The sequence below is a fragment of the Flavobacterium sp. JAS genome, assembly GCF_020991455.1.
Classification (GTDB): Bacteria; Bacteroidota; Bacteroidia; order Flavobacteriales; family Flavobacteriaceae; genus Flavobacterium.
Genome location: NZ_JAJMOX010000001.1, coordinates 356238 through 368917 on the forward strand (window position 1 = coordinate 356238; position 12680 = coordinate 368917).

A 12680-nucleotide genomic window follows, 5' to 3' on the forward strand; every position below is an offset into this window, starting at 1 on the left:
AACTTATGTTACAGAACTGCAGTGTTAATAATAATCAATTATATATTTTCTCCTTGTACTTATTTTTTTTAATGTCTTTTTGTTGCAAAAACAACAAGTTAAGTGCTTAATGTGTTATTATGACGCAATGTACTTATTTTTTTCAATTTGTTTTTTATTTTTAAGTAAAAATTGTGATTTTAACACTTGTATTTGAGGTGGTTCAACACAATAATTCCGTGGGAATTTCGAAAAAACGCCCCGGTTTTATAAAAATGAATTAAATTGCAGTACCAATCAAAACTGGAAAGTTGTATTTAATAAAAAGTAGATGTTAAAAGACATTGTAGAAAATAATCAAAATTACCAACCTGGACTTTCAATAGATTGTGTGATTTTTGGTTTTCACGACAATCAGCTCAAGGTTTTATTGATTAAAATTCCGCACAGCGAAAAATGGTCTTTACCCGGCGGATTTATTCCGATTGATCAGGATATTGATACAGCGGCAGTAACTGTTTTAAACAGCAGAACAGGAGTAGAGGGAATCTTTTTGAGACAATTTGCAACCTTCGGAAAAATAAAACGGAACGATCAGCATTTTGGAAAAGAAGTTTTAGAATACTTAAAAATTGAAGAAGAAAAAGGAAAATGGCTCACACAGCGTTTTGTAACGATTGGCTATTATGCCTTGGTTGATTTTCTAAAAACGATCCCAAAGTGTGCCAATAAAGAAGAAGTGATAGAATGGATTGATCATAAAGAAGTTCCGGAACTTATTTTAGATCATAAAGAAATTCTGGATAAAGCTTTAGATACACTCAGAATTGAATTGAATTTAATGCCAATTGGATATAATTTATTGCCGGAAAAATTTACAATGCCCGAACTTCAGAAATTGTATGAAACGATTTTGGATAAAAAGCTGGACAGAAGAAATTTTCTAAGAAAAATAACCAACATTGGAATCCTGACAAAACTCGACGAAAAGAAAAGCAATGTCGCACATAAAGCGCCAAATTTATATTCGTTTGATAAAGATAAATACGAAGAAGTCCTCAAAAACGGACTAAATCAAGGCTGGTAAGAATTAAAGATTAATTTTAAAATTAGCGATTATGGTTTCAATAGAAACATTCAGAGAATTAGCTTTGGCCTTTGAAAATGCAACGGAAGAACCGCACTTCGAGAAAACGTCTTTTAGAATCAACAAAAAAATATTCGCGACTTTTGATGAAAAAAATAATCACGCAGTTTTGAAATTAAATGAAATCGATCAATCTGTTTTTTCCGCTTCAAGCGAAATGATTTTTTATCCAGTACCTAATAAATGGGGAAAACAAGGCTGGACAATTGTAGAGCTTTCAAAAGTAAGACCCGAAATGTTTGAAGATGCGTTATCACTTTCGTATCAAAATGTAATATCAAAAAAGAAGTAATTACAAACCCGACAGTCCCGAAGCTTCGGGATAAAACCTGTCGGGTTTAGAACGTATTTATAATGAAAGAAAAAGAGATCATATCCAAAACATTATACGATTTATACCATGATTTAGGACTTCCGGTCGATTTGATTCATCAGGATTCAGGATTTACGATTCATAATCTGAAAGATATTCCGTTTCAATTGCCGTATCAATCTCCGGTTTTTCGTCCCAATTATTTTTCTTTCGTCTTTGTAAAAAACGGTTCCGGCGAATATACCATCGATGGAAGCACGTTTGAAATACTTCCCGGTTCAATCTATTTTACCAATCCAAGTAATTACAGAACTTTTAGATGGAATACGATCGAAGAAGTTTATTTAATCACTTTTGATGAAACTTTCCTGAAAGAGAATCTGCATCACGATATCTTCAATGAGTTTTCATTTTTATTGACAGAAACCATTCAGCCCAAAAAAATGGAAGTTGTGGCTTTCGCCGAAATGGAACGTTTGTATCTTCAGATTCATAAAGAATATCATGAAAATTCAATTTACAAATATAGAATCATAGGAAACCTGTTTATTGTAATTCTGCTAAAAATAAAAGAACATTTCTGGACCGATTACGATCCTATATATGAAGGAAACAGAAGTTCACAAATCGTAAAAACCTTCAAACAAAATATAGAAAACCATTTCCGCGATTTAGTACATCATAAAACCGAAAGAATTTTTCGTGTAAACGATTATGCAGAACTCCAAAGTCTGCACCCAAATTATTTGAGTAATGTGATAAAGACGAAAACCGGGAAAACCATTATGACGTGGTTATCCGAGAAAACAATTGCCGAAGCAAAATCATTACTTCAGAATTCGGAAATGAGTATTAAAGAAATTGCCTTTCTGTTAGGCTTTACAGAATCAGCTCATTTTAGCAATTATTTCAAAAAAAACACCCAAACTACACCTGCAAACTACAAAAAAGAGCATAAAAAAGGCTAATCTTAGAAATTTGCATCTTTTGCTTTAAAACGCGTACTTTTTCAGAAGCACGTCCATCGCACCTTTGTACTATAATTTTTAAACAAAGAAAAAATGGAAACTTTAAACGGAAAAGTAGTATTAGTTACAGGAGCTTCAAGAGGAATTGGAGCTACAATTGCAAATCAAATTTCAGAGGCTGGAGCCAAAGTAATCATCAACTATTCAGGCAGTAAAGATGCAGCTGATAAAGTTGTAGCACAAATTATTGCAAAAGGCGGAGAAGCAATCGCAGTTCAGGCCGATGTAAGTAAAACAGCTGAGGTAAAAAACTTATTTGATGTTGCAATCGCACACTTTGGGAAAATCGATGTGTTGGTAAACAACGCCGGAATCATGATTACCAAATTAATCAAAGACACTACAGACGAAGATTTTACAAGACAATTTGATATCAACGTAAAAGGAACTTTCAACACGATGCGTGAAGCTGCGACTCGTTTAGAAAACAACGGAAGTATTATCAACTTTTCAACTTCTGTAAATAGAATCATGTTGCCTTCTTATGCAACTTATGTAGCTACAAAAGCTGCTGTGGAACAACTAACGAGAGTGTTTTCTAAAGAAATAGGAAGCAAAGGAATCAACGTAAACTCCGTTTCCCCAGGACCAACAAATACCGAATTATTTACTACAGGAAAACCACAAGAAGTAATCGATCGTTTAGCATCACTTTCTGCCTTCAATCGTTTAGGAGAACCAGATGATATTGCAAAAGTTGTTGTGTTTTTGGCAAGCGATTCAGCAAAATGGATTACAGCGCAAAACATTGGCGTAAACGGTGGAATGGCTTAGGCTTTAGTCTAAAGTTTAAAAGTCATAAAGTCTAAAGTCAAAAAAATCTAAGTAAGTCTAAGAAGTCTAAAAAACTAAAAAAAACATTATGAAAAATCTAAAAAATAAAGTAGCCCTTATTACCGGATCAGCAAGAGGATTAGGAAAAACAATTGCAGAACGTTATGCTGCATTAGGAGCAGATATCGTTATTAATTATTCAAGAGATAAGGCTTCCGCCGATGAAGTTTTGAGCAACGTTCTGGCGATGGGTGTAAAAGCAATCGCAGTAAAAGCGGACGTAAGCAAAGTAGCTGATTTAGAATATTTATTTGGCGAAGCTAAAAAAGCATTCGGGAAAATAGATATTGTCGTGGCAAATGCCGGAATCGAAATGGTAGAAGTTCCCGTAACTGAATTTACAGAAGAACAATTCGATAAAGTATTTTCGATCAATACAAAAGGAACTTATTTTACTTTGCAGCAAGCCGCAAAATATGTCGAAAATAACGGTAGAATTATTTACATCGCTTCAAGTACAACTTCTTTCCCCGTTCCCGGAATGGCGGTTTATGGAGGAAGTAAAACAACACCGAGATATTTGGTAGATATCTTGTCTAAAGAAATCGGACATAAAGGAATCACGGTAAATTCTATTATTCCGTTTGCGGTTGATCACTCAGGGATTTTTGCTGAAGCAGATAGTTATCCGGAACTAAGAAAACAATTATTAGACAGTTGTCCAATGCAGCGTTTGGCCGAAGTAGAAGATGTTGCCAATGTAGCGGAGTTTTTTGCCAGCGATTTGTCTTCTTTTGTTAATGGTCAGCATTTATTGGTAAATGGAGGCGCAACAAACTAAAAAAAGAAATCCAAAAGCAGTAAAATATCGAGGTGTTTTACTGCTTTTAAATTTAAAAATATGATACTGAAAATTTTACATTCAGGGTTGTTTCTATTTGTAGTTTTTATGGGAATAAAACAAGGTTTTGCTATCATAAGTGGTGAAACAGAAATGATGGAAATGTTCGAAGAGTTTAATTTCAATAAAACTGAAATTCTGCTATTTGGAATAACCACTTTAGGCAGCGGTATTTTGATTTTCTTTCCCAAAACATTTCTCGCAGGAAACTTTTTAATGGCGGCAACGATTCTGCTTTTAATCTTTCTCCAGATTCAAAACCAAAATATAAAAGGAGCGTTTATCGAGATACCATTTTTAGCTATGAATCTAATTTTGGTTTATTGGAAACATCCTTTTACTAAAGTTCTTTTAAATTAGCAAACCCGACAGGTTTTAAAAACCTGTCGGGTTTGGCAGTATATATTTACTTGACAATTGTTCTAAAAGTCAAATTTACCCGAGGTTTTGAGGTCGTTTTAGTTGGTGGTAAACGATGTAACCAATGCGTTTGGGTAGTGTCTTTCATGACCAATAAACTGCCGTGTTCTAAGATTAACGAAACCGTTTCTTTGGTTTCTTTATGTTTGAAAGCAAACTTACGTTCAGCGCCAAAACTTACGGAACCAATTGCTCCATTCTTTTTTAAATCTTTTTCGGCATCGCTGTGCCAAGCCATTCCTTCTTCACCGGAATGATATAAATTGAGTAAACAAGAGTTGAATGTTTCGCCTGTTTCTTGTTCAATAACAGTTTTTAATTCGAGTAATTCCTTGGTCCACGGAAGTGCTTTTTTTGTGGTATTCGAGTACGTATATTCAAAACCCGAATCACCGTACCAGGCTACTTTTCGTTTGGTCAAAATTAATTTCCCGAAGATTATAGCTTCATCATTTTTCCATTCAATGGTATTTAAAAGCAACTCCAAATAACGATTAGATTCTTCTCTGGAAAATAGTTTACCATAATAATTTACAGTTCCATCTTTCGGAAGTAAATTGGTCGTTTCGTCTGTATGCGGATTAAATAAGTCCATTTTTCCATTTTTGATATTCGGTTTTCATACAATGTCCGCAAGGTCTGAAACCATTTTGTTTCGCTTCACTTTCAGATAAAAAGAAAACTCGATTTTCACGTTTCATTCTTTTTCCTGAAGAACATTTTAGTGTGCCGTAGATTTTTAATTTTTGGTTTCCACCAAAGCAAATTTCCGCATTTTTAATTTTATTCCGAAGATCTGAATCCGAAATTTTGTTGTGTTGAATCATTTCTTTTCTTAAGGTTTAAAGGTGCAGAGGTTCAAAGGTTTACAGCTTTGTGCCTCTGCGCCTTTGAGCCTTTGTCCCTTAAGATAACGCATCATGAAAAATAATGCCCAATGTATGTCGTTCGCCCGAATGAATTTCGCTCACACCATGTTTCATATTCACTCGATAATATCCCTTTGTGCCTTTTACAGGTCTGAAATTGGTCGTAAAAATCAATATATCACCTTTTTTAGGTTTTAGTACAATTGCCTTCGATTGTGCTCTGGGCGTTTGCTGCGTTAATACAAATTCGCCGCCTGTAAAATCTTTGTCGGGTTCGTTCAGAAAAAGCACTATCTGAATTGGAAAATAAATATCTCCGTATAAATCCTGATGCAAAGTATTAAAACCACTTTTACCATATTTTAAAATTAAAACAGTTGCTTTTAGCTGATTATTGGCGTGACATTCTTCTAACAATTTTTCGTGGGTTTCAGGAAAAACAGTATTGATATTTAATGCTTTCATCCAGGCATTTGCAATTGGCGCCAGTTTTGGATAAATAGCCGAACGAATGTTTTGAATTAAATTTGGCAACGGATAATTAAAATATTTGTATTCGCCTAAACCAAAACGATAGCGCTCCATTACAACTGTTTTTCGATATAAACTTGGATTATCATAATTAAATTTTAAATCTTCGCATTGTTCGTTATTAAGCACATTTGGAATGATTGCAAATCCATTTTCGTGCATAGATTCGGTGATGCTTTCCCAATTAAGAGAAGCAATTTTTGATGGTATATTTTGCATTTTTATGACGTTGCTATTTCGCAGAAAATTGAAGATAGTTCTTCGGGTTTACTAAAAAAAGGAGAGTGACTGGTTTGCATTTGATATACTTTTTGACAAATTGTTTCAGCATACATTTTTCTTTGAATAAAAGGGGTTACTGCCTTGTCTTCAGTACATTCGATATAAAACCTGGGAACACTTCCATATTTTTCTTCTGATAGTTCTAAAGGTGTAATACCGGATTCTACAGATTCATGGCTTAATAATAATTTTGCCAATTCCGTAATTGTTTCGTCGCAATCATGGTAAAGGCCTTCTTTGTAAATTTCGGGCTGTAAAGTGTGAGCATTGAGTTCTGGATATCTTGTTACGTACGGTTTTAAAATACCATTAATATCTTGAGCAGAATATTGACTTTGAGTTTTACCATTCGGAATTAGATAAGCGGCTAAATAAATCAATTTTTCGATTTTTGCTGATCGATATTCTGCCGCCTGCGAAATCATAATACCATTTTTGCTATGACCTACAAGTATAACTTTAGAGTCTAAACTGTCGATTAGTTTGCAAATTGATGCTACAGATTTTTGAAATGTTACTTCACTAATTGGAGTTTTGTCTCTTCCCATTCCTGGTAAATCAACAGCAATTGCTTTATGGCCTTTGCTTTCTAAAATTGGAATTACTTTATGCCAATTCCATGCACTATGCCACGAACCGTGAATTAAAATAAATGTTTTCATGTCTTAAATAGTTAAAATTATAAGACAAAATTACTTTTGAAGGCAGCAAAATAAAATCCGTTTCTTGCTCAATTATAAATTGATTTGAGCACCTTCCCAGCCAATTATAGCCGTTTTTCGAGTGTTTCCCCACATATAACCGCCAAAGGTTCCAGTGGATTGAATAACACGATGACACGGAATTAAAAAGGCTACAGGGTTACTGCCAATTGCCGTTCCGACAGCTCTGGAAGCATTAGGTTTCTCGATTTGTTGCGCAATAGAACCATAAGTAGACAATTGTCCCATTGGAATTTTGAGCAAGGTTTCCCAAACTTTCAGCTGAAAATTGGTTCCTTTTAAATGCAGTTTGATTTCAGATAATTTACTCCAGTCGTTCTGAAAAATAAATAAAGCATTTTGCTGTACTAAATCCAGTTTTCTGGAGAATGTTGCATTCGGAAATTTATGTATTAAGTTTTCAAACCCAATTTCTTCACTTTCGGCGAAAGCCATAAAGCAAATGCCTTTTTGGGTAGAAGCCACAATAATATTTCCAAACGGACTTTCTGCAAAACTGAAATTGATTTCTAAGTTCTTTCCGCCATTTTTATATTCTGCGGGAGTCATGCCTTCGATGTTTATAAATAAATCATGAAGACGGCTTGTTCCGGAAAGTCCAGTGTCAAAAGCAGCGTCAAATAAGGTAGCCTGGTTGTCTTCTTTCAGGATTTTTTTGGCATGTTCAACACTAATATATTGCAAAAATTTCTTCGGACTTGTTCCTGCCCATTCAGTAAACAAACGCTGAAAGTGAAACGGACTTAAATGCACTTTTTCGGCAACGTCATCAAGATTGGGTTGCGCTTTAAAATTGGCTTTGATATAATCAATCGCATCTGCAATTCGATTATAATTGATGTTTTCCTGTGTGTTCATTTTCATTCAATTTTATAATACAAATATCGATTGGTTTTTGCGGGTATAAAATCCGAAACTTGCGGTGTTTTTTTGTTTCAGGTTTCACGTTCTGCAGCAACTTGAAACCTGAAACAATTGATACTATAAATCCTTTTCCATTTTGTAATTAATCAGCTCGACTCCTAATCTTATATTTTTTTGCTCGGCTTTTACTCTAAAACCTTTCTTTTCGAAGAATGGTTTTGCTGTAATACTGATGTCTGATGTTATAGTTTTTGTATGGTGTTTTTTGGCTTCTAGTTCTAATTCGGTTAAGATTTTATCAGCGATTCCTTGTCTTTGAAAGTCTTTATGAATATAAAAGAAATCAATGTAATTTCCGTCTTTTAAAGTTCCGAAACCGGTGATTTTATGTTCTAAAATTGCCAATAAAACAAATTGAGTATTAATGACTTCAAGCCAACGATCTGTATTGTGAACTCCGAAAATCCAAGCTTCAATTTGAGCCGGATTATAATCGTTTCTACAAATATGCTGAATGGTTTCGATATACAATTCCTGCATCTCTTTCAGGTCTGAAATTGTCGCTTTTCTGAAATTTATTTCCATTAGAATTGAAATTAATGCGCTGTAGTTTTAGAGAAAAGATTAATTACCACAACACCAATCATAATTAAAGCCAATCCAATAATAGCTGGTAAATCTGGTATTTGTTTGAAAAAAATGGCTCCAATTATAGTAATTAAAACGATTCCAACGCCGGACCAAATCGCATAAGCAATTCCAACGGGAATGGTTTTGATTGCAAAGCTCAAAAAGTAAAATGCAGCAAAATACCCGACAATCGTTACAATGCTAGGAATTAGTTGTGTAAACTGTTCTGATTTTTTTAAGGCCGAAGTTGCGATGATTTCGAATATAATAGCGATTCCTAAAAAGAAGAAGTTTTTCATATTTCACGTTTTTCACAAAGTTAAGCTTTGTTTTTGAGTGAGATGTAGAAAGTGAAAATGTAAAATCAAAAAAGAATTATTTAAGATTATCTTTTGACATAGAAACACTTATTAGTTTATAACCATTTTCAGTTCTTAAAAACTCGAAATGATCCTGACCAAAATCCTCATTATTTTGTGAAGATATTACAATGTTTTTAACAGGATACTGCCACTCTTTGGATTCATTACAATTATTGAAATAATCCTCATATTCACTTTCTTCAAATATAAATTGATTTAAGCCATCAGAGGAAATAAAATAGTCTGTTTTTTCAGAATTTAGTTCTTGTAATTTTAATTTTAAAAGATTGTAATTCTGATCGATAAATTTAGTTTTTGGTTCATTTACCCATCCGTTTGGGTTTTTCCAATAGGTGGTTTTTTCAAATGAATGTTTCAGTAAATTCTCTTTGGACAGATCTGAGAGCAAAGTGTTTTTGAGCCATAATTTAAATTCTTTATCATAATTAATAAAGGAATAATATTGACCGTTAATTCCGTGAAAATTTTCTCTTGTGGGGTCTTTACTTGGTTCTTTTGATTTTTGTAAAGAATAAAAGTTCAAATCATAATCGTTTTCATATTCAAAGTTCTCTACTAAGGCTTTATTACTGGTATCAATAAGAAGTTTTTTTCCGCCAGTCCAGCCATAATGTTCATCGTCAAACTTTTTTTTAATGGCTCCTTTTAATGCGACAATCAGTCCGTTTCTGGCTTTTGTTAAATTACTGTATAGTGCAGGAATGGCAATTTTTCCTTGGCTGTTGAACATACCCATTTTATCCGTTTTGGGGTCTCTAAAACGAATGAAACCTTCATTTTCGCAATCTGGTCCGTTGTCAAAAACATACAAGCTGTCAAGGCCAACTATTTTTCCGGATTTGGTTAAGTAATAATTTTTCCAACCGTCCTTTGCATCTTCGCTTACCGCAATGATAGCGTCAAATTTATGAGCAGAAGTCATTCTCGTAAATTTTGGCGTTATTTTGATGTCGCCATTTTTATCCTTAAATCCGATGTGTGTGGTGTCTTTGTCCCAAAATGAAATCCAGGTATCATTATTTTGAGCAAATACGGAACAGTTTATAAATAAAAATAGATTGAACAGAATAAATTGTTTCATGAAAAGTATTTGTGGTAAATATAAGAATAAGCTTTTGAAAAAAGAATGTCTGGCTTATGGGTTGCTTTCTTGATTTTTTTGCGTGAGGGATGGGAGGAGGCTACCGAAGTAGCCCGGATAGCCCGACAGCATCCCGATAAGAGGGCGAATACGCGCAAAGTAATTTTGCCCTCTTATCGGGATGGTGACACTCCCTAATAAATTTTTGATTTCTGAATTTAGATTAAAAGAAAATTTAAACACATTAAAGAATTATGTTGTTTCTATTATGGATTAAATGACAGTCCAACGCTAAAAAACAATCTCACTTTGTCAATATTATTTATCCAAGAAGTATCAAAATGAATAGGGCCCAAAATGGATTGATAAGAAATCGAGGCTCCTCCAGATATTACAAGGCTAGGGTCGAAGCCATCATCCCAATTTCCTTTTGGATTAAATGCCTTGTTAATGTATTTATCAAAAGATTCAAACCCAACAGTCGCGATATTAAAATGGGGAGTTAGATAGATTTTTCCCATAAGATTTATTTGAGAGGCGAGTTTTAAGCCCATGTATTGTGAAACATTGAGTTCGTCTTCATGTAGGCCAGGAAATGAAAAACGATTACTACCAGAACTTGGTATAATTCCTCCTAAGAAGTATTTTGAAGCATAACCAAAATCTGAATGTGAGATTTGAGTATCTTTAACTTTATCCTCAAAAATAAAATAAGAATCAAACCCAATGATTCCTGTAATTTTCTTTTTTAAGAGGGCTCTCTTTTCAAAGCTGAAACCAAATTTTGTATATCCATTGGTTGCACCAGATATGCTTGTTTTATCTGGGTCGTTAAAAGAGGTGTAGACATCCGTTAACAATGAGCGGGTTACATTTGCTTTTATAATTGTTCCATTTTCAGCAAAGAAAACTTTATCCATATTATTGTAGGCATAATGCATGTTTACTTCGATAGTGTTTAAGGAATAATCCGTGATATCGATCGAGTTAGGATTGTATTCTCTGTCGTATTTTGGTTTTAAATTAGCGTATTGATAGTTTAAACCATAGCCAAAATAACTTTTCAGTGAATTTAAATTTCTGTTGATCTCATTATTAAATTCAAGATAATTATAAAGTACATTATCTGAAGCTTTGCCATTAAAATAAATTTCTTGCCTTAAAAAGGCTCCATAAAGTTCAGATGCCCACCACCAGTCTCTGTTTTTTCCGAAATTTTTCTGATAATTGATTCTTGCTTTTGGCTGCTCTGCAATATCCACTGTTACAAGAAGACGAGATGCTCTGGCAAGAACATTTCTGGCGGTGTAATTAAAAATGATTCCAACGCCTCTGTAAGTATCATAATGTACGGATGTATTGAGTTGGTTTTTAGCACGTTCATGTCCAAATAGCGTAACTCCCAGTTTGTCGCCATCTTTAATAAAATAGCTGTATGTAATCTCATCAAAAAGATTAGTACCCATTGCCCGGTTAATGCCTGCTAATAAATCCTTGGTAGTATATTTGACATGTGTTTTTAGATTTGTTCTTCCTAATACCAAAGCAAGGTTTTCCGGACTGATTTTTTTGTAAATAATAGTGTCAAGAACAAATTCCTGAGGGATGTTTGGTAATTCGTGAGTTCGTTGTGTGTATCCTTTTAATTTTTCGGATAATGCAATTAAAGCGGGAAGATTTTCGGTTGTTGCAATTTTACCATCTTTGTATATTTCGTCGCTATCTGCAAAATCAGCAGTAGAAAAACGTAAGTTTGGCAGGTGATCCACTAAGATATTGCAAAGTTTTCGGTTTGCCGGGTTCTTGATATTACTCGGAAACATACTCGTTTGAGTCAATATAGTTATAAGATTGTTTAGTTTGTCGATGGGTTCCAATCCACCACCCACATCACTGCCAATAATAAAGTCTGCACCCATTTCTTTGGCGACATCTGTTGGGAAATTATTCATTACACCACCATCAACTAATACTGTTTTTTCGTATGTCATAGGCTTGAAAATGCCTGGCAATGACATACTGGCTCTCATGGCATAAGCAAGATTGCCTTTGCTTAAAATAACCTCTTTTCCTTCGGCCAAATCGGTAGCCATGGCTCTAAATGGTATTGGCAGACTATCAAAATTTTTAACATTGTAAACCGGATAGGTTAATTCGGCAAGGTATTCTCTTAAATTTTGATCATTTAATAGAGAGCCAACGCTGTTTAGTTTTTTATCTTTAATTCCTATTCCAACTAAATATCGCTGAAATTCTCTTTTTTCCTCTACACTTACAGATCTTAACGACTGGCCTCCGCCAAATAATTTATCCCAGTTAATATTTTTGGTTAATTTTTCAATGCTATCTCCGGAATATCCCATGGCATACAAACCTCCTATGATGCTTCCCATACTATTTCCAACAATAAGATCGGGGACAATGTGCAGCGAATCAAGTTTTTGCAAAAGCGGAATATGTGCGATTCCTTTCGCTCCACCGCCGCTTAATACTAATACAACTTTAGGTTTTTTTTCCTGAGAAAAAGTAATTTGTGGGAGACTTAGTAAAAATAAGAAGACGATTAAATAAATTGTTTTTTTCAAGTTTTTACTATTTAAGTATTTGAGGAATAGATTTTTTATTTATATTCTTAAAAGTAAGTAGATATTTATAAACGTGCAATTTTTTGAGAGAAATGTTTTTGGACAAAACAGAAAACCCGACAAGTTTTTAAAACCTGTCGGGTTTGATATGTATTAAAGAGATCCGGATTT

At 34.0% G+C, this 12680-nt stretch carries 15 protein-coding genes; 6 read left to right on the forward strand and 9 right to left on the reverse strand.

The window, feature by feature from the left end; translation table 11 throughout:
* Nucleotides 1-310 precede the first annotated feature (310 nt).
* From LPB88_RS01440 to LPB88_RS01465, 6 genes are all read left to right on the forward strand, one after another.
* On the forward strand, nt 311-1066 hold the full coding sequence (locus LPB88_RS01440; protein WP_230712032.1) for an NUDIX domain-containing protein: 756 nt from the start codon (nt 311-313) through the stop codon (nt 1064-1066).
* 31 nt (nt 1067-1097) lie between these two features.
* Nucleotides 1098-1418 carry an MmcQ/YjbR family DNA-binding protein gene (locus tag LPB88_RS01445; RefSeq protein ID WP_230712033.1) on the forward strand — a complete coding sequence of 107 codons (321 nt, stop codon included), beginning with the start codon at nt 1098-1100 and terminating at the stop codon, nt 1416-1418.
* Nucleotides 1419-1480: 62 nt separating this feature from the next.
* On the forward strand, nt 1481-2407 hold the full coding sequence (locus tag LPB88_RS01450) for an AraC family transcriptional regulator (RefSeq protein WP_230712034.1): 927 nt from the start codon (nt 1481-1483) through the stop codon (nt 2405-2407).
* A 93-nt stretch (nt 2408-2500) separates the two neighbouring features.
* Nucleotides 2501-3241 carry an SDR family oxidoreductase gene (locus LPB88_RS01455; protein ID WP_230712035.1) on the forward strand — a complete coding sequence of 247 codons (741 nt, stop codon included), beginning with the start codon at nt 2501-2503 and terminating at the stop codon, nt 3239-3241.
* An 88-nt stretch (nt 3242-3329) separates the two neighbouring features.
* Nucleotides 3330-4082, forward strand: a complete 753-nt coding sequence (locus LPB88_RS01460; protein ID WP_230712036.1) for an SDR family oxidoreductase — start codon at nt 3330-3332, stop codon at nt 4080-4082.
* A gap of 60 nt (nt 4083-4142) precedes the next feature.
* A complete protein-coding gene (locus LPB88_RS01465; RefSeq protein ID WP_230712037.1) occupies nt 4143-4502 on the forward strand; it encodes a hypothetical protein in 360 nt (119 codons plus the stop codon).
* A gap of 46 nt (nt 4503-4548) precedes the next feature.
* Here the strand turns inward: LPB88_RS01465 and LPB88_RS01470 are convergent, their stop codons facing one another.
* The 9 genes from LPB88_RS01470 to LPB88_RS01510 form a co-directional block, all read right to left on the reverse strand.
* A complete protein-coding gene (locus tag LPB88_RS01470) occupies nt 4549-5157 on the reverse strand; it encodes an alpha-ketoglutarate-dependent dioxygenase AlkB (protein WP_230712038.1) in 609 nt (202 codons plus the stop codon).
* A complete protein-coding gene (locus LPB88_RS01475) occupies nt 5144-5389 on the reverse strand; it encodes an Ada metal-binding domain-containing protein (protein WP_230712039.1) in 246 nt (81 codons plus the stop codon). The genes LPB88_RS01470 and LPB88_RS01475 overlap by 14 nt, the downstream gene beginning before the upstream one ends.
* A 78-nt stretch (nt 5390-5467) precedes the next feature.
* Nucleotides 5468-6181: a 2OG-Fe(II) oxygenase gene (locus LPB88_RS01480; protein ID WP_230712040.1), complete on the reverse strand. Its 714-nt coding sequence runs from the start codon at nt 6179-6181 to the stop codon at nt 5468-5470.
* A gap of 2 nt (nt 6182-6183) precedes the next feature.
* Nucleotides 6184-6906 (reverse strand): alpha/beta fold hydrolase, encoded by a 723-nt coding sequence (locus LPB88_RS01485; protein ID WP_230712041.1) that lies wholly within the window; start codon nt 6904-6906, stop codon nt 6184-6186.
* Nucleotides 6907-6978: 72 nt separating this feature from the next.
* Complete coding sequence (locus tag LPB88_RS01490; RefSeq protein WP_230712042.1) at nt 6979-7824, reverse strand: methylated-DNA--[protein]-cysteine S-methyltransferase; 846 nt, start codon at nt 7822-7824, stop codon at nt 6979-6981.
* Between the two features lie 123 nt (nt 7825-7947).
* Nucleotides 7948-8415, reverse strand: a complete 468-nt coding sequence (locus LPB88_RS01495; RefSeq protein WP_230712043.1) for a GNAT family N-acetyltransferase — start codon at nt 8413-8415, stop codon at nt 7948-7950.
* Nucleotides 8416-8426: 11 nt separating this feature from the next.
* On the reverse strand, nt 8427-8759 hold the full coding sequence (locus LPB88_RS01500) for a multidrug efflux SMR transporter (protein WP_230712044.1): 333 nt from the start codon (nt 8757-8759) through the stop codon (nt 8427-8429).
* A gap of 76 nt (nt 8760-8835) precedes the next feature.
* Nucleotides 8836-9924, reverse strand: a complete 1089-nt coding sequence (locus tag LPB88_RS01505; protein ID WP_230712045.1) for a WG repeat-containing protein — start codon at nt 9922-9924, stop codon at nt 8836-8838.
* A gap of 266 nt (nt 9925-10190) precedes the next feature.
* Nucleotides 10191-12509, reverse strand: a complete 2319-nt coding sequence (locus LPB88_RS01510) for a patatin-like phospholipase family protein (protein WP_230712046.1) — start codon at nt 12507-12509, stop codon at nt 10191-10193.
* Nucleotides 12510-12680: the final 171 nt, after the last annotated feature.

What these genes read in the sequence shown, in the direction of transcription:
- LPB88_RS01440 (WP_230712032.1), top strand. Translation starts at nt 311, where the DNA reads ATGTTAAAAGACATTGTAGAAAATAATCAAAATTACCAACCTGGACTT.
- LPB88_RS01445 (WP_230712033.1), top strand. Translation starts at nt 1,098, where the DNA reads ATGGTTTCAATAGAAACATTCAGAGAATTAGCTTTGGCCTTTGAAAAT.
- LPB88_RS01450 (WP_230712034.1), top strand. Translation starts at nt 1,481, where the DNA reads ATGAAAGAAAAAGAGATCATATCCAAAACATTATACGATTTATACCAT.
- LPB88_RS01455 (WP_230712035.1), top strand. Translation starts at nt 2,501, where the DNA reads ATGGAAACTTTAAACGGAAAAGTAGTATTAGTTACAGGAGCTTCAAGA.
- LPB88_RS01460 (WP_230712036.1), top strand. Translation starts at nt 3,330, where the DNA reads ATGAAAAATCTAAAAAATAAAGTAGCCCTTATTACCGGATCAGCAAGA.
- LPB88_RS01465 (WP_230712037.1), top strand. Translation starts at nt 4,143, where the DNA reads ATGATACTGAAAATTTTACATTCAGGGTTGTTTCTATTTGTAGTTTTT.
- LPB88_RS01470 (WP_230712038.1), bottom strand. Translation starts at nt 5,157, where the DNA reads ATGGACTTATTTAATCCGCATACAGACGAAACGACCAATTTACTTCCG.
- LPB88_RS01475 (WP_230712039.1), bottom strand. Translation starts at nt 5,389, where the DNA reads ATGATTCAACACAACAAAATTTCGGATTCAGATCTTCGGAATAAAATT.
- LPB88_RS01480 (WP_230712040.1), bottom strand. Translation starts at nt 6,181, where the DNA reads ATGCAAAATATACCATCAAAAATTGCTTCTCTTAATTGGGAAAGCATC.
- LPB88_RS01485 (WP_230712041.1), bottom strand. Translation starts at nt 6,906, where the DNA reads ATGAAAACATTTATTTTAATTCACGGTTCGTGGCATAGTGCATGGAAT.
- LPB88_RS01490 (WP_230712042.1), bottom strand. Translation starts at nt 7,824, where the DNA reads ATGAACACACAGGAAAACATCAATTATAATCGAATTGCAGATGCGATT.
- LPB88_RS01495 (WP_230712043.1), bottom strand. Translation starts at nt 8,415, where the DNA reads ATGGAAATAAATTTCAGAAAAGCGACAATTTCAGACCTGAAAGAGATG.
- LPB88_RS01500 (WP_230712044.1), bottom strand. Translation starts at nt 8,759, where the DNA reads ATGAAAAACTTCTTCTTTTTAGGAATCGCTATTATATTCGAAATCATC.
- LPB88_RS01505 (WP_230712045.1), bottom strand. Translation starts at nt 9,924, where the DNA reads ATGAAACAATTTATTCTGTTCAATCTATTTTTATTTATAAACTGTTCC.